The organism is Streptomyces sp. MBT53, from assembly GCF_016654115.1.
In the GTDB taxonomy this organism is placed as follows: Bacteria; Actinomycetota; Actinomycetes; order Streptomycetales; family Streptomycetaceae; genus Streptomyces.
In genome coordinates this window covers 14,587-30,741 of sequence record NZ_JAEQAZ010000008.1, presented here as the reverse complement: position 1 = coordinate 30,741, position 16,155 = coordinate 14,587, and the positions used below count along the sequence as shown (strand labels likewise).

Annotated in this window: 14 protein-coding genes and 1 pseudogene; 5 read left to right on the top strand and 10 right to left on the bottom strand. The window is 71.8% G+C overall.

What is annotated here, in order from left to right; translation table 11 throughout:
- The first annotated feature begins 14 nt into the window (after window positions 1-14).
- Window positions 15-774, top strand: a pseudogene (locus tag JHN45_RS04830) (hypothetical protein).
- A 47-nt stretch (window positions 775-821) separates the two neighbouring features.
- Here the strand turns inward: JHN45_RS04830 and JHN45_RS04825 are convergent.
- Both JHN45_RS04825 and JHN45_RS04820 read right to left on the bottom strand, forming a co-directional pair.
- Window positions 822-2,186, bottom strand: coding sequence for an AI-2E family transporter (locus JHN45_RS04825; RefSeq protein ID WP_201048138.1), 1,365 nt, complete (start codon window positions 2,184-2,186; stop codon window positions 822-824).
- 59 nt (window positions 2,187-2,245) lie between these two features.
- The gene (locus JHN45_RS04820; RefSeq protein WP_019075591.1) at window positions 2,246-2,440 is read right to left on the bottom strand and encodes a DUF3046 domain-containing protein; all 195 of its coding nucleotides are present in this window, start codon (window positions 2,438-2,440) and stop codon (window positions 2,246-2,248) included.
- A gap of 81 nt (window positions 2,441-2,521) precedes the next feature.
- Here JHN45_RS04820 and JHN45_RS04815 point away from each other — a divergent pair, with 81 nt between their 5' ends.
- Window positions 2,522-3,466, top strand: coding sequence for a hypothetical protein (locus JHN45_RS04815; protein WP_201048137.1), 945 nt, complete (start codon window positions 2,522-2,524; stop codon window positions 3,464-3,466).
- A gap of 10 nt (window positions 3,467-3,476) precedes the next feature.
- Here the strand turns inward: JHN45_RS04815 and JHN45_RS04810 are convergent, their stop codons facing one another.
- From JHN45_RS04810 to JHN45_RS04800, 3 genes are read right to left on the bottom strand one after another with little or no spacing between them, the layout of a single operon-like run.
- Window positions 3,477-3,785, bottom strand: a complete 309-nt coding sequence (locus JHN45_RS04810) for an AzlD domain-containing protein (RefSeq protein ID WP_201048136.1) — start codon at window positions 3,783-3,785, stop codon at window positions 3,477-3,479.
- A complete protein-coding gene (locus tag JHN45_RS04805; RefSeq protein ID WP_374195589.1) occupies window positions 3,782-4,543 on the bottom strand; it encodes an AzlC family ABC transporter permease in 762 nt (253 codons plus the stop codon). Before JHN45_RS04805 ends, JHN45_RS04810 begins: the two co-directional genes overlap by 4 nt.
- Window positions 4,429-5,406, bottom strand: a complete 978-nt coding sequence (locus tag JHN45_RS04800) for an AraC family transcriptional regulator (RefSeq protein WP_201048135.1) — start codon at window positions 5,404-5,406, stop codon at window positions 4,429-4,431. The genes JHN45_RS04805 and JHN45_RS04800 overlap by 115 nt, the downstream gene beginning before the upstream one ends.
- 112 nt (window positions 5,407-5,518) lie before the next feature.
- Between JHN45_RS04800 and JHN45_RS04795 the strand changes: the two genes are divergently transcribed.
- From JHN45_RS04795 to JHN45_RS04785, 3 genes are read left to right on the top strand one after another with little or no spacing between them, the layout of a single operon-like run.
- Window positions 5,519-10,525 (top strand): ATP-dependent helicase, encoded by a 5,007-nt coding sequence (locus tag JHN45_RS04795; protein ID WP_201048134.1) that lies wholly within the window; start codon window positions 5,519-5,521, stop codon window positions 10,523-10,525.
- Between the two features lie 39 nt (window positions 10,526-10,564).
- The gene (locus JHN45_RS04790; protein ID WP_201048133.1) at window positions 10,565-11,443 is read left to right on the top strand and encodes an Fpg/Nei family DNA glycosylase; all 879 of its coding nucleotides are present in this window, start codon (window positions 10,565-10,567) and stop codon (window positions 11,441-11,443) included.
- A gap of 32 nt (window positions 11,444-11,475) precedes the next feature.
- Window positions 11,476-12,240 carry an SDR family NAD(P)-dependent oxidoreductase gene (locus JHN45_RS04785; protein WP_201048132.1) on the top strand — a complete coding sequence of 255 codons (765 nt, stop codon included), beginning with the start codon at window positions 11,476-11,478 and terminating at the stop codon, window positions 12,238-12,240.
- Here the strand turns inward: JHN45_RS04785 and JHN45_RS52795 are convergent.
- The 5 genes from JHN45_RS52795 to rimO all read right to left on the bottom strand — a co-directional run bounded on the left by JHN45_RS52795 (window position 12,188) and on the right by rimO (window position 16,107).
- On the bottom strand, window positions 12,188-12,490 hold the full coding sequence (locus tag JHN45_RS52795) for a hypothetical protein (RefSeq protein ID WP_236583365.1): 303 nt from the start codon (window positions 12,488-12,490) through the stop codon (window positions 12,188-12,190). The genes JHN45_RS04785 and JHN45_RS52795 overlap by 53 nt on opposite strands.
- Window positions 12,491-12,772: 282 nt before the next feature.
- Window positions 12,773-13,147, bottom strand: coding sequence for a helix-turn-helix domain-containing protein (locus tag JHN45_RS04780; RefSeq protein WP_019060943.1), 375 nt, complete (start codon window positions 13,145-13,147; stop codon window positions 12,773-12,775).
- Window positions 13,148-13,256: 109 nt separating this feature from the next.
- Window positions 13,257-13,802 (bottom strand): CinA family protein, encoded by a 546-nt coding sequence (locus tag JHN45_RS04775; protein ID WP_201048131.1) that lies wholly within the window; start codon window positions 13,800-13,802, stop codon window positions 13,257-13,259.
- Window positions 13,799-14,638 carry a CDP-diacylglycerol--glycerol-3-phosphate 3-phosphatidyltransferase gene (gene pgsA, locus JHN45_RS04770; RefSeq protein WP_201048130.1) on the bottom strand — a complete coding sequence of 280 codons (840 nt, stop codon included), beginning with the start codon at window positions 14,636-14,638 and terminating at the stop codon, window positions 13,799-13,801. The genes JHN45_RS04775 and pgsA overlap by 4 nt, the downstream gene beginning before the upstream one ends.
- Window positions 14,635-16,107 (bottom strand): 30S ribosomal protein S12 methylthiotransferase RimO, encoded by a 1,473-nt coding sequence (rimO, locus tag JHN45_RS04765; protein ID WP_200714642.1) that lies wholly within the window; start codon window positions 16,105-16,107, stop codon window positions 14,635-14,637. The genes pgsA and rimO overlap by 4 nt, the downstream gene beginning before the upstream one ends.
- Between the last annotated feature and the right edge of the window lie 48 nt (window positions 16,108-16,155).

The window sequence follows — 16,155 nt, the reverse complement described above, 5'->3', positions numbered from 1 at the left end:
GCGAGGCTCGGGCCATGATTCGGGCCCTGAAGAGCCATGCACGTCCCGCCGAGCGTCTCTGCCATGCGACCGGTGCCCTGCTGATCCTCTCCGGGTTGGTGCACCTGGTGGTGTTCGCGGTCGACGGCGGCCCCTGGTACGGGCCCGTCTCCTGGCGCAAGCCCGTCACGTTCGGGCTCTCCTTCGGGGCGACGCTGATCGCGGTCACCTGGGTGACGTCGTATCTGCGTGTCGGGGCCCGGTTGCGTACCGTCCTGCTCGTCGTGTTCGCCGCCGACTGCGTGGTGGAGGTCGGCGGCATCACCCTTCAGGCGTGGCGCCGGGTGCCTTCGCACCTCGACATGGAGACGCCCTTCGACACGGCGGTGTCCATGACGCTCGCGGTGGGCGGCGCTGTCCTCGTGGTGCTGCTCACCGTGTTCGCGGTGGCGTCCTTCCGGCACAGGCCGACGGGTCCCGCGGGGATGGCGCTCGCGGTGCGTTCCGGGTTCGCGATCCTGCTCGTCGCACTGGCCTCGGGCGCCGCGATGATCGCGCGGGGGGGTCGTTCTCGCCCGGACCGGTCACCAGGAGGCTGCCTACCACTCAACGGCCCCGCTCAAGCCGTTGCACGGGGTCAGCCTGCACGCCGTCCTGGTGCTGCCGGCCCTGGCCTGGCTGCTGTCCCGCACGTCCTGGAGCGAGACGGTACGGCTGCGGACCATGGCGGTGGCGGTCGGCTGCTACGCCCTCGCGGTGGCCGGAGCCGGAGCGTGGGCCGCGCTCACGTACTGACCTCGACGCCCTGGTGCCCCGGTGCTCGCGCGGTCATCCCTCAGACCTCAGGAGGCGCCTTCTCCGGAGTCCCTCGGGTCGGGGTCGGTCGGCCCGGAGTTCTCGGGGTCGGGGCCGGGGTCAGTCGCCCCGGAACCGGCTGTCCCGTCGGAGTCGGCCGGCAGGTGCCCCGTCGCCTCCGTAGCCCCCGGCCTCCGCTCCCACACCCCCCGCGCGCGAGTCAGCAGACCGGGCCCACCGGACCCTCGGGTGGGCCGGTGCCCCTGCACCCGGGGATCGTCCGTGACGGCGTACCGCTTCACGTACGCCCCGAGGAACGCCTGAAGCGTGGCTACGGCCGGAATGGAGATCAGCGCGCCCACGGCACCCAGGAGCGCGGTGCCCGCGATGACCGAGCCGAAGGCGACCGCGGGGTGGATGTCGACGGTCTTCGCGGTCAGCTTGGGCTGCAGCATGTAGTTCTCGAACTGCTGGTAGACCACGACGAAGATCAGTACCCACAGGGCGTACCAGGGGTTCACGGTGAAGGCGATCAGCATGGGCAGGGCGCCCGCGAGATACGTGCCGATGGTCGGGATGAACTGGGAGACCAGTCCCACCCAGACGGCGAGCACGGGCGCGTACGGGATGCCCAGCGCCTGCAGCAGGATGTAGTGCGCCACTCCGGAGACCAGCGCCATCAGACCGCGGGAGTATATGTAGCCGCCGGTCTTGTCGACGGCGATCTCCCATGCGCGCAGCACCTCGGCCTGCCGGGCGGGCGGCAGCACGGAGCACAGGGCGCGCCGCAGTCGCGGCCCGTCGGCGGCGAAGTAGAACGAGAACAGACCGATCGTCAGCAGCTGGAAGAGTCCGCCGAGGACCTGGGTGGACACGTCCAGCACGCCGGTGGCGCTGTTCTGCACGTACTTGCGCAGCCAGTCGGAGTGGAGCAGCCCCTCCTGGATGTCGACCCGTCTCAGGTCGGTGTGGAAGTGGCCGTTGACCCAGTTGATGACGGAGTCGAGGTAGTCCGGGAAGTCCTCGATCATCTTGATGATCTGGCCGGCGAGCATCGAGCCGAGCAAGGTGACGAACCCGGCGCTCACGATCAGCAGGCCGAGGAAGACCAGGAAGGTGGCCAGTCCCCGGCGCATGCCGTACGCGGACATCCGGCTCACCGCGGGCTCGATGGCGAGGGCCAGGAAGAACGCGATGAGGATGTTGATCAGCAGCCCGATGAGCTGGTGGAAGGCCCAACTGCCCAGCTGGAACACGGCGACGAGGGCGAGCGCCAGCACCATGGCGCGCGGCAGCCAGCGCGGCATGCCGGTGCCCGGCGCGGCGCCGTCGGCCGGGGGCCGGCTCGGCGGCGTCGTACCGGACGGGGATGCCTGCGGGGTGTCGTGCCCGCTCTCGTCAGTGGATGCCACGGGCCAAGTCTCGCCTACGCCACTGACAACCGGTCACCGCCGTCGATCTTCGTGACCGATCAGCGACTTTCCTGCGGAACGTTCATGACCGCGCAGACCACGCGCCACACGTCCTTGGCCTCCCAGCCCGCGTCCAGCGCCTCGTGCACCGTCCGCCCGCCGAGCTCCGTCATCACGTGATCGCGCGCGAAGCTCTCGGCGTATCCCGCGCCGAAGTGCTCCGTCATCCGCTGCCAGAAGACCGTCAACCGCATGACATCAGTATCCCGCCCCTGAGAGTGGGGCCCGGGCCGGGACCGCCTGCCGAGACCGCTTTCCGTCCTACGGTCTGACGCATGGCCGAAACAGGAGCATCCCCACTCCCCCCGACGCCCCCGGCGCACTCCCCGCTCTTCCGCGCCGAGCACTTCGTCTGGCTCACCGCGCGCGTGCTGGAGCAGCGCCTCTTCGCGTACCACTTCCTCAACGGCGAACCCGATCCGGTGGAGACGGCGCTGGACGCGTACCGCAACGAGGACGGCGGGTACGGGCACGCGCTGGAACCCGATCTGCGCGGCCCGGTGAGCCAGCCGCTGCACACCGGTCACGCTCTTCGCGTCCTGGACTCCATCGGGCGCTGCGGCGGGCAGCGGGTGGAACGCGTGTGCCGCTATCTGACCTCGGTGTCCACCGCCGACGGCGCCCTGCCGGCGATCCTTCCCGGCCAGCGCGGCTATCCGACGGCGCCGTTCGTGCCGATCGTGGACGATCCGCCCAGTGAACTCCTCGCCACCGGGCCGGTGGTGGGCCTCCTGCACCGCAACGAGGTGTGGCACGCCTGGCTGTTCCGGGCCACCGACTTCTGCTGGCAGGCCGTCGACTCCCTGGAGAAGTCGCACCCCTACGAGATCGAGGCCGCCGTCGCCTTTCTGGACTCGGCGCCCGACCGCCCGCGCGCGGAGGCCACCGCCGACCGGCTCGGCCGCCTGGTGCGCGAGCACCGCCTCGCCGCCCTTGACCCGGACCACCTGGAGGCCTACCCGGTCGCCCCCGGATACGCGCCGGGCGAGCACCACTTCCCGTACGACTACGCGAAGACGCCGAGTTCCCTCGCGCGCGCGTGGTTCACGGACGACGAGATGACCCGCTCCCTGGACCATCTGTCGGCCGGCCAGCAGGAGGACGGCGGCTGGCCCATCCGCTGGCGTCAATGGGCGCCGGGCATCGCCCTGGAGGCACGCCCCATGGTGACGATCCAGGCACTGCGCACCCTGAAGGCGTACGGCCGCTCCGTCGGCTGACTCCGGGACCTCAGCCGCCCATGGCCCGCACACCCGCCGTCACCAGCACGGCCGCCGCGACGACGAGCAGGAAGGGTGCCCGCAGCACCAGCGCCACGGCGGCCGCCGCCAGCCCCGCGGCCCGCGCGTCGAGCACGAGCGCGTGCCCGTCGGCGAAGGTCTGCTGGGCCGTGAGCGCGGCGAGGAGGGCGACGGGCAGCAGGGCGGCCAGCCGCTTCACGAGCGGACGCTCCAGAGCGCCGGCGGGTACCAGGAGTCCGGCGAGCTTGACGAGGTAGCAGCCGAGGGCGGTGGCCGCGATCGCGATCCAGACGGTCAACGGTCTTCCTCCTGTGCGTCGTTACGTGTGCCGTTCTGCCGACGGCCCGCTACGTAGAGGGCGATCGGCGCCGCGAGAGCGGCCGCAAGGACCGGTACGCCGGCCGGCAGCACGGGCAGCAGGCCCAGTCCCAGCAGGACCGCGAGTGCGGCGACGGCCCGCTCGATGGTGGTCCTGAGCATGGGCGCGAGCAGCGCCAGGAAGACGGCGGGTCCGGCCGCGTCGAGACCCCAGGCCTCCGTGTCCCCGATGGCCTTGGCGCCGAGCGCGCCGAGCAGCGTGGTGACGTTCCACAGCACGTACAGGGTGAGCCCGGTGACGGTGAACCCGATCCGCGCGGCGCGCCGCGTGGGCTGCGCGAGGGTGACGGCCGTCGTCTCGTCGATGACCCACTGGGCGGCGAACGGCCGCACCGCGCGCGGGAGGGCCAGCAACTGCGAGAGGCGCAGTCCGTAGAAGGTGTTGCGCACGCCGAGGAAGAAGGCTCCCGCCGCAGCGGTCAGCGGATTGCCGCCGGCCGCGAGCGCTCCCACGAGCGCGAACTGGGAGGCGCCGGTGAACACCAGGAGGCTGAGAGCGCAGGTCTGGAGCAGGGTGAGCCCGCCACCGGCCGAGGTCACCCCGAAGGCGAACCCCGACAGCCCTACGGCGATCCCGACTCCGAGGGCGTCCCGTACGACGGCGGAGTCCGGCTTGCTCCCAGCCTCTTCTCCTCCCTCTCGGGTGCGTATGTCGTCTGAAGCGATCTGTTCTGCCACGTGTCGGACGGTAGGAGCAGCCGCCGCCCCGCGTCTTGTACGTTCTTGCGCTCCCGCTGGTACGCGCCCGGGGGTACGCCCACGATCCGGGCGAAGTGCCGGTTGAGGTGCGGCTGGTCCGTGAACCCGACGGCGACGGCGGCCTCCGCGGGCGCCGTACCCGCGTCCAGGAGTTGCCGTGCCCGGCGCACCCGGGCGTCGGTCAGCCAGGTGTGGGGCGGCATCCCGTAGGCGCCCCGGAACGCGCGCAGCAGCGCGAACGGACTGGTTTCCAGATCCCCGGCGAGCTGCTCCAGGGTGGGCGGTTCCAGCATCTGCTCCTCCAGCACGGCACGCGCGCGTGCGGCGACCCGGCCGCCCGCCGTGGGCACGGCGCGCTGCGGCAGCGGGCCGCCGTTCAGCCGGAGCAGCCTGGTGACGGCGACCCGCAGCAGGGTGTCGGCGGCGAGTGCGTTGCCCTCCTCGGCCGCGCGCAGGATCTGATGGACAAGTCCGGCGGCGTAGGGGTCGTCGAGCACGGGGCTGATGAAACCGGGCGTGCCGCGGATCGAGGTGGTCTCGGCGGCTATCGCTGCGACCACCTCGGGCGACGGGTAGACAGCTCCGTACCGCCAGCCCTCGGGCACGCCCGCCCGGCCGGTGTGCGGAGTGTCCGGATTGACCAGCGCCAGAGCCCCCGGCCCGGCGGACACGTCACCCCCACCGTGGTGGAACACCTCGACGCCGTCCGTGATGGCGGCGATCACGAAATTCTCGTGTGTGTGCCGTACGAACGTCTTGCGGATGTACCGGGCCCGCAGCAGGTCGACGCCGGGCAGCTCCGTGTACCGCCAGTGCCTCGCCCGCTCGCCCGTGCCTGCCATACGGCCATTCTCCGCCATGCGGGCAGCAGCCACAGAAACCGTACTGCACACCGTCGCCGGAGAATTCCCGCAGGTCAGACGCATTGTCAGTGGTCGGGTGCAGGATGGACGCATGGTCAGCTCCGCACATCGAGCCCTCGACGGCTTCTCCCCCGCGACCCGCGGCTGGTTCACGGGGGCCTTCTCCGCGCCCACCGCGGCCCAGTCGGGCGCGTGGCGGGCCATCGGCGAGGGTTCGGACGTGCTGGTGGTCGCCCCGACCGGCTCCGGCAAGACCCTGGCCGCCTTCCTCGCCGCGTTGGACCAGCTCGCCGCGACACCTCCGCCCGCCGATCCGAAGAAGCGCTGCCGCGTCCTGTACGTGTCCCCGCTCAAGGCCCTCGCGGTCGATGTCGAGCGCAACCTCCGCAGCCCGCTCACCGGCATCCGCCAGGAATCCGTGCGCCTGGGCCTGCCGGAGCCCGAGGTCAAGGTCGGTATCCGCTCCGGCGACACCCCGCCCGCCGAGCGCCGCGCCCTGGCCACCCGCCCGCCGGACATCCTGATCACCACCCCGGAGTCCCTGTTCCTGATGCTGACGTCGGCCACGCGTGACGCGCTGACCGGCATCGAGACGGTGATCCTGGACGAGGTGCACGCGGTCGCGGGCACCAAGCGGGGCGCGCATCTCGCTCTGTCCCTGGAGCGGCTGGACGAGCTGCTGCCGAGGCCGGCCCGCCGTATCGGCCTGTCGGCGACGGTGCGTCCGGTCGACGAGGTCGCCCGCTATCTCTCGCCGCGCCGCAAGGTGGAGATCGTCCAGCCGAAGTCGGGCAAGGAGTTCGACCTCTCCGTGGTCGTCCCGGTCGAGGATCTGGGCGAGTTGGGCGGCTCCCCGGTGGCCGACGGCAGTGAGGGCGCGGAGAAGCCGTCGATCTGGCCGCATGTCGAGGAGCGCATCACCGATCTCGTCCAGGCCCATCGTTCAACGATCGTGTTCGCCAACTCCCGCCGCCTGGCGGAGCGTCTGTGCAACCGGCTCAACGAGATCGCCTACGAGCGCGCGACCGGCGAGCCCCTGGACGAGCACCACGCACCGGCCGAGCTGATGGGCGGCTCCGGCGCGGCCCAGGGCGCGCCCCCGGTCATCGCCCGCGCCCACCACGGCTCGGTCTCCAAGGAGCAGCGGGCCCAGGTCGAGGAGGACCTCAAGGCGGGTCGACTGCCCGCCGTGGTGGCCACGTCCAGCCTGGAGCTGGGCATCGACATGGGAGCCGTCGATCTCGTCATCCAGGTGGAGTCCCCGCCCTCGGTGGCCTCCGGCCTCCAGCGCGTGGGCCGCGCGGGACACCAGGTCGGCGCGGTCTCCACGGGCGTGGTCTTCCCGAAGTACCGGGGTGACCTGGTCCAGGCCGCGGTGGTCACCGAGCGGATGCGCACGGGTTCCATCGAGTCCCTGAGGGTCCCCGCCAACCCGCTGGACGTCCTCGCCCAGCAGCTCGTCGCGATGACGGCGCTGGACACCTGGCAGGTCGACGACCTGCTCGCCACGGTCCGCCGCGCCGCGCCCTTCGCCTCACTCCCGGAGTCGGCGTTCACGGCCGTGCTGGACATGCTCGCGGGCCGCTATCCGTCCGACGCGTTCGCCGAGTTGCGCCCGCGCGTGGTGTGGGACCGCATCGCCGGCACGATCACCGGCCGCCCCGGCGCGCAGCGCCTCGCCGTCACCTCCGGGGGCACCATCCCCGACCGCGGTCTCTTCGGGGTCTTCCTCGCGGGTGCCGACCCCAAGAAGGGCGGCGGCCGGGTCGGCGAGCTGGACGAGGAGATGGTCTACGAGTCCCGGGTGGGCGATGTCTTCACCCTCGGCACCAGCTCCTGGCGGATCGAGGACATCACCCGCGACCGCGTCCTGGTCTCCCCCGCGCCGGGCGTCCCGGGCCGGCTCCCCTTCTGGAAGGGCGACCAGTTGGGCCGCCCGCTCGAACTGGGCCGCGCGGTGGGCGCGTTCCTCCGCGAGGTCGGCTCCCAGCCCAAGGAGGACGCCCGCCTGCGCCTCCTCGCCGCGGGCCTCGACACCTGGGCCGCGGAGAACGTGCTGTCGTACCTGGCCGAACAGCGCGAGGCCTGCGGTCACATCCCGGACGACCGCACGATCGTCGTGGAGCGCTTCCGCGACGAACTCGGCGACTGGCGCGTGGTCATCCACTCCCCCTTCGGCGCCCAGGTCCACGCCCCCTGGGCCCTCGCCCTCGGTGCCCGTCTCTCCGAGCGCTACGGCATGGACGCCCAGGTGATGCACGCCGACGACGGCATCGTCCTGAGGCTGCCCGACGCCGACCTGATGGGCCTGGACCTGCTCGACCAGGAACCGATGAAGGCCGGCACGGAGTACGACGCCGACCAGGCCCCCGTGGGCGCGGCGGACGTCGCCTTCGACAAGGGCGAGGTCGATCAGATCGTCACCGACCAGGTCGGCGGCTCGGCCCTGTTCGCGGCCCGCTTCCGCGAGTGCGCCGCCCGCGCGCTGCTGCTGCCGCGCCGCAACCCCGGCAAGCGCACCCCGCTGTGGCAGCAGCGCCAGCGGGCGGCCCAACTGCTCCAGGTGGCAAGCGAGTTCGGCTCGTTCCCGATCGTCCTGGAGGCGGTCCGCGAATGCCTCCAGGACGTCTTCGACGTCCCTGGCCTCACCGAGCTGATGGGCGACCTGGAGTCCCGCAAGGTCCGCCTCGTCGAGGTCACCACCCCCGAGCCCTCCCCCTTCGCCCGCTCCCTCCTCTTCGGGTACGTCGCCCAGTTCCTCTACGAGGGAGACTCACCGCTCGCCGAGCGCCGCGCCGCCGCCCTGTCCCTGGACTCCCGGCTGCTGGCCGAGCTGCTCGGCCAGGCGGAGCTGCGCGAACTCCTCGACGCCGACGTACTCACCGAGCTGGAGCGGGAACTCCAGTGGCTCACCGAGGACCGCCGCATCAAGGACGTCGAAGGCGTCGCCGACCTGCTGCGGATGCTCGGCCCGCTCACCGACGCCGAGTTGGCCGAGCGGGGCGCCGCACCGCAGTGGGCCCACGACCTCGCTTCCGCGCGGCGCGCGATCCGGGTCCGTATCGGCGGCGCCGACCACTGGGCGGCGATCGAGGACGCGGGCCGACTGCGCGACGCGCTCGGCACGGCTCTTCCCGTCGGTGTCCCCGAGGCGTTCACCGAACCGGTCAAGGATCCGCTCGGCGACCTCCTCGCACGTCACGCGCGCACCCACGGCCCGTTCACGTCGGCCACGGCAGCAGCCCGCTTCGGTCTGGGCGTTGCCGTCACCGACGGCGCGTTGCAGCGGCTCGCGGCGAACGGCCGTGTCGTACAAGGGGAGTTCCACCCGGCCGGGATCGGTCAGGAGTGGTGTGACGCGACGGTGCTGCGGCGCCTGCGCCGCCGTTCACTGGCCGCGCTGCGGCACGAGTTGGAGCCGGTGCCGCCGGCTGCGCTCGCGCAGTTCCTGCCCCAGTGGCAGCACATCGGCAAGGGCCACGGACTGCGCGGCATCGACGGACTGGTGCGCGCCGTCGAGCAGTTGCAGGGCGCCTCCGTACCCGCGTCCGCCCTCGAGAAGCTCGTCCTGCCGTCCCGCGTGGCGAACTACGCGCCCGCCATGCTCGACGAACTCACCTCCGCCGGCGAGCTGGTGTGGGCCGGCGCGGGCTCCCTCCCCGGCAAGGACGGCTGGATCTCTCTCTACCTGGCGGACGCGGCCCCCCTGCTCCTCCCGCCCCCGCACCCGCTCGAACTCACGGCACTGCACCAGTCCGTCCTGGACACCCTCTCCGGCGGCTACGGCCTCTTCTTCCGCCAGATCGCCGACCAGATCCGCGCGACCACCCACCCCGACGCCACCGATCCCCAACTGGCCGACGCCGTCTGGGACCTGGCCTGGTCCGGCCGGCTCACGAACGACACACTCACCCCCATGCGCTCCCTGCTGGGCTCCGGCCGTACAGCAGGCTCCACGGCCCACCGCGCGAAACGCACTGTCCCGCGCGGGCGTTACGGCTCCCTCACCGCCGCCGCGCGCCCCGCCTCACGGACCGGTCCGCCGACCGTCGCGGGCCGCTGGTCCCTGCTCCCCGCCCATGAACCGGACCCCACCGTGCGCGCCCACGCCCTGGCCCGCACCCTGCTCGACCGGCACGGAGTGGTGACCCGGGGAGCGGTCGCCGCAGAGGGCGTCGAGGGCGGCTTCTCGGCGACGTACCGCATCCTGTCCGTCTTCGAGGACAGCGGTCAGGCGCGGCGCGGCTATGTCGTGGAGGGGCTCGGCGCCGCCCAGTTCGCGATGGACGGCGCGGTGGACCGCCTCCGCGCGGTCGCCAACGCCCGCGACCGGGGCGACGACCTGCCCGCGCCTGACAGCACGGACAACGACCCGTACGGTTTCGGGGCCCTCGGTGGGACCAGCGCACCGCCCTCCGGTTCCGTCGACCGCCTCTCGACCCCGACGACCTACGACTCCCCCGCCACCCACGGCCCGCACAACACACCCGACTCCCCCGGAGTGCACGACTTCGCCGACGCCTTCGGTCCGTTCACCGACTTCGACGACCTCGACGACACGGGCACACCGGCCGGGCCCAGCTCACGGCTCCAGGGCTCCCCCTCCTCCCACCCTCCGTCCCCGGGCGACTACATCTCGCCCCGCGACTTCCCCGCCCCGGCACCCCGGACCAACAGCACGCCTTCCTACCGCCGCCCGTCCCTCGCCGGCCGAGCCGTGGTCCTGGCCGCCGCCGACCCGGCGAACGCGTACGGCGCCGCCCTCCCCTGGCCCGAGCCGCCGACCGGCGCCGGGCACAAGCCGGGGCGGAAGGCCGGCTCGCTCGTCGTACTCGTCGACGGTGAGCTGACGCTGTACATGGAGCGCGGCGGCAAGACCCTGCTCGCCTGGCCGTCCGCGCCGGACACCACGGCCACCGAAGACCCGCGCCTCCAGGGGGCCGCCGAAGCGCTCGCGGCAGCGGCCCGAGCCGGTTCGCTCGGCACGGTGACGGTGGAGCGGGTCAACGGCGCCTCGGCCCTGACCTCCCCCATCGGCACCCTTCTGGAAGGAGCGGGCTTCATCGCGACACCGCGCGGCCTGCGCCTACGCGCATGAACCGAACCGACCCCCACCACCGCATGCCACCCTTGACCCATGCCTGAAGGCGACACCGTCTGGCAGACCGCGCAGCGCCTCCACACGGCCCTCGCGGGCAAGGTGCTGACCCGCAGCGACCTCAGGGTGCCCAAGTACGCCACCGCGGACCTCACCGGCCGCACCGTCCTGGACGTGACACCCCGGGGCAAGCACCTGCTGACCCGTGTGGAGGGCGGCCTCACCCTCCACTCCCACCTGCGCATGGACGGCACCTGGCGGGTGTACGCCAACGGTCGGCGCTGGAGCGGTGGCGGCCCGGCCCACCAGATCCGCGCGATCCTCGCCACCGCCGACCGCACGGCCGTCGGCTATCGCCTCCCCGTCCTGGAACTCCTGCGCACCGCCGACGAACACCGCGCCGTGGGCCACCTCGGCCCCGACCTCCTGGGCCCCGACTGGAACCCGGAGCAGGCGTTGGCCAACCTCCTCGCCGAACCTTCCCGCCCCCTCGGCGAGGCCCTGCTCGACCAGCGCAACCTGGCCGGTATCGGCAACATCTACAAGAGCGAACTCTGTTTCCTCCTCGGCGCCACCCCCTGGCTCCCCGTCGGTGCCCTCCCCGCCGACCGCGCCGCGAAGCTCCCCGCCATCGCCAAACGACTCCTGGAAGCCAACCGCGACCGCCCGGTCCGCAACACCACAAGCCACATCATCAACGGTTCCGCGCACCGCACCGCGGGCGGCCCCCACACCCCCGACCTGTTCGTCTACGGCCGCGCACCCCGCCCCTGTCTGCGCTGCGGCACCCCGATCCGCACGGCCGACCAGGGCGACGGCTCCCGCGAGCGCCCCACCTACTGGTGCCCGACCTGCCAGGTGGGACCGGCGCCGGGCACCTCTCCACCGCGCGGAACTCAGCACCGTACGACTAATTGACGACCCGTCAGAAACCCTCGTACCGTCGCTGCATGCCCGTCAAGGCGTACGACCTCACCGGACGCACCGCTTTCGTCACCGGCGCCGCCAGCGGTATCGGCCGCGCGTCGGCCGTGCTGCTCGCCGAGGCGGGTGCCACCGTGCACTGCGCCGACCGTGACCCGCAGGGTCTGCACGACACGGCGACCCTGATCAAGGACAAGGGCGGCACCGCCCGCACCCACCACCTCGACGTCATCGATCGCGCGCAGGTCCGGCAGGCCGTCGAGTCCTGCGAGGAGCTGCATGTGATGGCCGCGGTCGCCGGGATCATGCACAGCAGCACGGTGCTGGAGACCCGGGACGAGGATCTCGACCGGGTGCTGAACGTCAACTTCAAGGGGGTGCTGTACGCCTGCCAGGAGGCGGCCCGGCTGATGCTCGACCGCGGTACCAGGGGCAGCATCGTCACCATGGCCTCGGGCGCCATCGACACCGGAGGGTCAGGACTGCTGTGCTACAGCGCCGCGAAGGCGGCCGTCGTCCAGTTGACGAAGACGCTGGCGACGGAGGTCGGCCGGCACGGCATCCGCGTCAACGCCGTCGCGCCGGGCTGGATACGTACGCCCATGACCGATCACCACGAGGGCGAGGCGCAGGCCCGTACCGAGGCGATGATGGCCCGGCTTTCGCCGCTGGGCCGGGTAGGTGAGCCGGAGGACATCGCGCACGCCGTGCTGTATCTGGCGTCCGACGCGTCGTCGTTCACGACGGGTCAGATCCTCCGTCCGAACGGGGGCGTGGCGATGCCCTGGTAGCAGTGGCCACTTCAGCCACCGGCATCGCAGGCAATCGCCATGCCCGCCTCCACCGCCCGGCGGCCACGGCGCCGGCCGCCCGCGCCTTGGGCATGCAGTGCACCGGAAGCAGGCTCAGCCCCCACCCTCCGGCCGCGACCGCCCCCTCCAGCGCACCCGCGTGCGGCGTCAGGGCGAGCCGCAGTACGGCCCACCACCACAGCGCTCCGAGTGCCAGCGCAGCCCCCCAGCGCGCTATCCGCCCCGCCATGGCCGCCACCACCTCCAGCCGGACGCTAAGCCACCGCGGTCATCCGCGAGGAGGGCGCATCGACGGCACACGGACGCACCACCCGCCTCAACCATGACCGCACCGAGCCACACCGGCAAACGGACCGCTACGGACCGGCAAAGCCCCCGGCCATACACGGCGCCCGGAACGCGAAAGACCCCGACCGCACCTCTCCAGCTCTCACCGGAGAAGCCCCGGCCGGGGCCCTCAACACATCCTCAGTGCCGGTCGGCGCCGCATCGGCTCACACCGGCGTCAGCGTCACGCGGCGACCACGTCCACCGCTTCGGCGGGGGCCTTGATGGTCACCCGTTCCGGTGGCACACCGGTCACCGACACGGAACCCAGCATCGGACGTACCGACGTGGGCACAGAACCGGTGGCCGCAGCAGACTGGGCCAGCTCGGCGAGAGCGAGCTCGTCGCTCACTTCCCGCATGAGCTCGGACATCCGTACGTCCAACGCGTCGCAGATGGCGGAGAGCAGTTCAGAGGAAGCCTCCTTCTGCCCCCGCTCCACCTCGGAGAGATAGCCGAGTGAGACTCGGGCGGACGAGGAGACTTCGCGCAGAGTACGGCCCTGGCGCTGGCGCTGCCGACGCAGCACGTCACCCAGCAGGCGACGGAGCAGAATCATCGGTGGCTCCCTCCTCGGACCGCGTAGCCGCATCCTTCTCGCCCCACCGTACCGCCTTGCGCCGCGGCCGTGCGGGGAGCGATGTCGTGTTCACTCAGGGCTGCAAACATCAAAACCCCCCGTTCTGTTCCGTATCCTGTGCCCGCTCATTCCCGGTCTGTTCGCTCACGAGCCGCTCCAAAAGCAGCGCGAGTACGCTCCGTACACTCTCCATACGAATTTCCGCCCGGCCGCCGTTCAACCGCAGCGCGGCCACTTTCCCGCCACCGGCGGCATCCGAATCCGGTCCAAAGGGACCGTCCACGGCGACGAAAACGGTGCCCACGGGCTGCCCGTCCTGCGGCTCCGGACCCGCAACGCCGGTCGTCGCGATGCCCCAGTCGGCACCCAGCGCCTTCCGCACACCGGCCGCCATCTGGGCCGCGACCTGCGCATCTACGGCACCCCGCTCGGCCAGCAGAGCGGCATCGACACCGAGCAGCTGGTGCTTCAGCTCGGTGGCGTAGGCGGTGACCGAACCGCGGAAGGCCTTGGAGGCTCCGGGCACCGATGTGATCTCCACCGCAACCAGACCACCGGTGAGCGACTCGGCGACAGCGAGCGTCGCACCGCTCACGGTCAGTAGTCGCACCACTTCAGTGGCCGTGGAACTCACGCTTCCGTCTCCTCCGACGCCGCCGCGCGCTCGGCGATTCCCTGCCTGCGCAGCACAATGGCCTGTCTCACATAGTCGAGCCCGGTCAGCACGGTCAGCACGACCGCCGCAGCCATCACCCAGAACCTCAGGGTGGCCAGCCATCCCGTGAGCGCCAGCACATACATCCCTACGGCGATGCCCTGCGTGAGCGTCTTCAGCTTGCCGCCGCGCGACGCGGGAATGACGCCGTACCGGATGACGAGAAAACGCAGCAGCGTGATCCCGAGTTCCCGGCCGAGGATGACGACGGTCACCCACCACGGGAGATCGCCGAGCGAGGACAGACAGATCAGCGCCGCGCCCATGATCGCCTTGTCGGCGATGGGGTCGGCGATCTTCCCGAAGTCGGTGACGAGGTCGTAGGTGCGGGCCAGATGGCCGTCGAACAGGTCGGTGATCATGGCGATGGCGAACGCCGCCCAGGCGAAGGAGCGCATCGCCGGGTCGTACCCGCCGTCGGCCAGCATCAGGGCGACGAAGCCGGGGACGAGCAGCAGCCGGAGCATGGTCAGGAAGTTGGCGATGTTCCAGACGCTCGCCTGGTTGACGGCGGCGGCGACGACCTTCGCACCGCGCGCCGGCCTCGGTCCACCGGGCAGGCCGGACTCGACAACACCGGGGGCATCACTGGAGGCACTGCCGGCCGAGACTCCCCCGGAGGGGACCCCGCCGGAGACACTGCCCGACATCGCGCCGGAAGGGGCGCCACCGGAGGCCGCACCGGAACCCGCGCTCGCGGGCGCGTCGTTCGCGCTGGAGGTGCCGCCCGCCGCCGATGCCGGGACTCCGGTCATCTGCCCGCCTCCTCACTACACGCGAGCGAGCCCAGGAGCGGCTCGGCCACCAGGTCGACACCTTCCGTACCGACCACCTTCGCCTCGACCATACGGCCGACGCTCAGGCCTTCGCCGCTCGTGAGGAGCACCTGGCCGTCCGTCTCCGGCGCCTGGTGCTCGCCGCGGCCGTAGGCGCCGTCCTCGGAGTCCACCGACTCGACCAGCACGTGCACGGTCTCGCCGACACGCTCCTCGGCGCGCTGCGAGACGAGTTCCTCGGCGAGCCGCGAGATGTGCGCGAGCCGCTCGTCGACGACGTCCTGGTCGAGCTTCTTGTCGTACGTCGCCGCCTCCGTGCCCTCCTCGTCGGAGTAGCCGAAGACACCGATGGCGTCCAGACGGGCGCCGTTCAGGAAGCGCTCCAGTTCGGCGAGGTCGGACTCGGTCTCGCCGGGGAAGCCGACGATGAAGTTCGAGCGCACGCCGGCCTGCGGGGCCTTGGAGCGGATGGTGTCGAGCAGTTCGAGGAAGCGGTCGGTGTCGCCGAAGCGGCGCATGGAGCGCAGCACGTCGGGCGCGGAGTGCTGGAAGGACAGGTCGAAGTAGGGGGCGATCTTCGGTGTGGAGGTGAGCACGTCGATGAGCCCGGGGCGCATCTCGGCGGGCTGGAGGTAGCTGACGCGTACGCGCTCCAGGCCGTCGATGTCGGCCAGTTCGGGCAGCAGCGACTCCAGGAGGCGGATGTCGCCCAGGTCCTTGCCGTAGGACGTGTTGTTCTCGGAGACCAGCATGACCTCCTTGACGCCCTGCTCGGCCAGCCAGCGCGTCTCGTTGAGGACGTCGCTGGGGCGGCGGGAGATGAAGGAGCCGCGGAAGGACGGGATGGCGCAGAAGGAGCAGCGCCGGTCGCAGCCGGAGGCGAGCTTCACCGAGGCGACCGGGGAGCCGTCCAGGCGGCGGCGCAGGGGTGCGCGGGGGCCCGAGGCGGGCGCGAGGCCGTCCGGGAGGTCGACCGGGCCGTGGCCGGGCAGCGCGACGTCGGCGGCGGACTCCTGCCGCTCGGCGGGGCTGATCGGCAGCAGCTTGCGGCGGTCACGTGGGGTGTGCGAGGCGTGGATGCCGCCGTTCAGGATGGTCTGCAGGCGGTCGGAGATGTCGGCGTAGTCGTCGAAGCCGAGCACTCCGTCGGCCTCGGGGAGCGCCTCGGCGAGTTCCTTGCCGTACCGCTCGGCCATGCAGCCCACCGCCACGACGGCCTGTGTTCTGCCGTGGCCCTTGAGGTCGTTGGCTTCCAGGAGGGCGTCTACGGAGTCCTTCTTGGCGGCTTCGACGAAGCCACAGGTGTTGACGACGGCCACGTCGGCGTCCTCGGCGTCCTCCACGAGTTGCCAGCCGTCCGCCTCCAAGCGGCCTGCGAGCTCCTCCGAGTCCACCTCGTTACGGGCGCAGCCAAGAGTGACGAGTGCGACGGTACGGCGTTCAGGCATGGGCTCAAGACTACTTCGTCCCACTGACACCCCACGTCGAAGGGGTTG

Excerpts from the sequence above, each read along its gene's own strand:
- JHN45_RS04790 (WP_201048133.1), top strand. The coding sequence starts at position 10,565 with ATGCCTGAAGGCGACACCGTCTGGCAGACCGCGCAGCGCCTCCACACG.
- JHN45_RS04780 (WP_019060943.1), bottom strand. The coding sequence starts at position 13,147 with ATGATTCTGCTCCGTCGCCTGCTGGGTGACGTGCTGCGTCGGCAGCGC.
- rimO (WP_200714642.1), bottom strand. The coding sequence starts at position 16,107 with ATGCCTGAACGCCGTACCGTCGCACTCGTCACTCTTGGCTGCGCCCGT.
- JHN45_RS52795 (WP_236583365.1), bottom strand. The coding sequence starts at position 12,490 with ATGGCGGGGCGGATAGCGCGCTGGGGGGCTGCGCTGGCACTCGGAGCG.
- JHN45_RS04820 (WP_019075591.1), bottom strand. The coding sequence starts at position 2,440 with ATGCGGTTGACGGTCTTCTGGCAGCGGATGACGGAGCACTTCGGCGCG.
- pgsA (WP_201048130.1), bottom strand. The coding sequence starts at position 14,638 with ATGACCGGAGTCCCGGCATCGGCGGCGGGCGGCACCTCCAGCGCGAAC.
- JHN45_RS04785 (WP_201048132.1), top strand. The coding sequence starts at position 11,476 with ATGCCCGTCAAGGCGTACGACCTCACCGGACGCACCGCTTTCGTCACC.
- JHN45_RS04795 (WP_201048134.1), top strand. The coding sequence starts at position 5,519 with ATGGTCAGCTCCGCACATCGAGCCCTCGACGGCTTCTCCCCCGCGACC.
- JHN45_RS04800 (WP_201048135.1), bottom strand. The coding sequence starts at position 5,406 with ATGGCAGGCACGGGCGAGCGGGCGAGGCACTGGCGGTACACGGAGCTG.
- JHN45_RS04815 (WP_201048137.1), top strand. The coding sequence starts at position 2,522 with ATGGCCGAAACAGGAGCATCCCCACTCCCCCCGACGCCCCCGGCGCAC.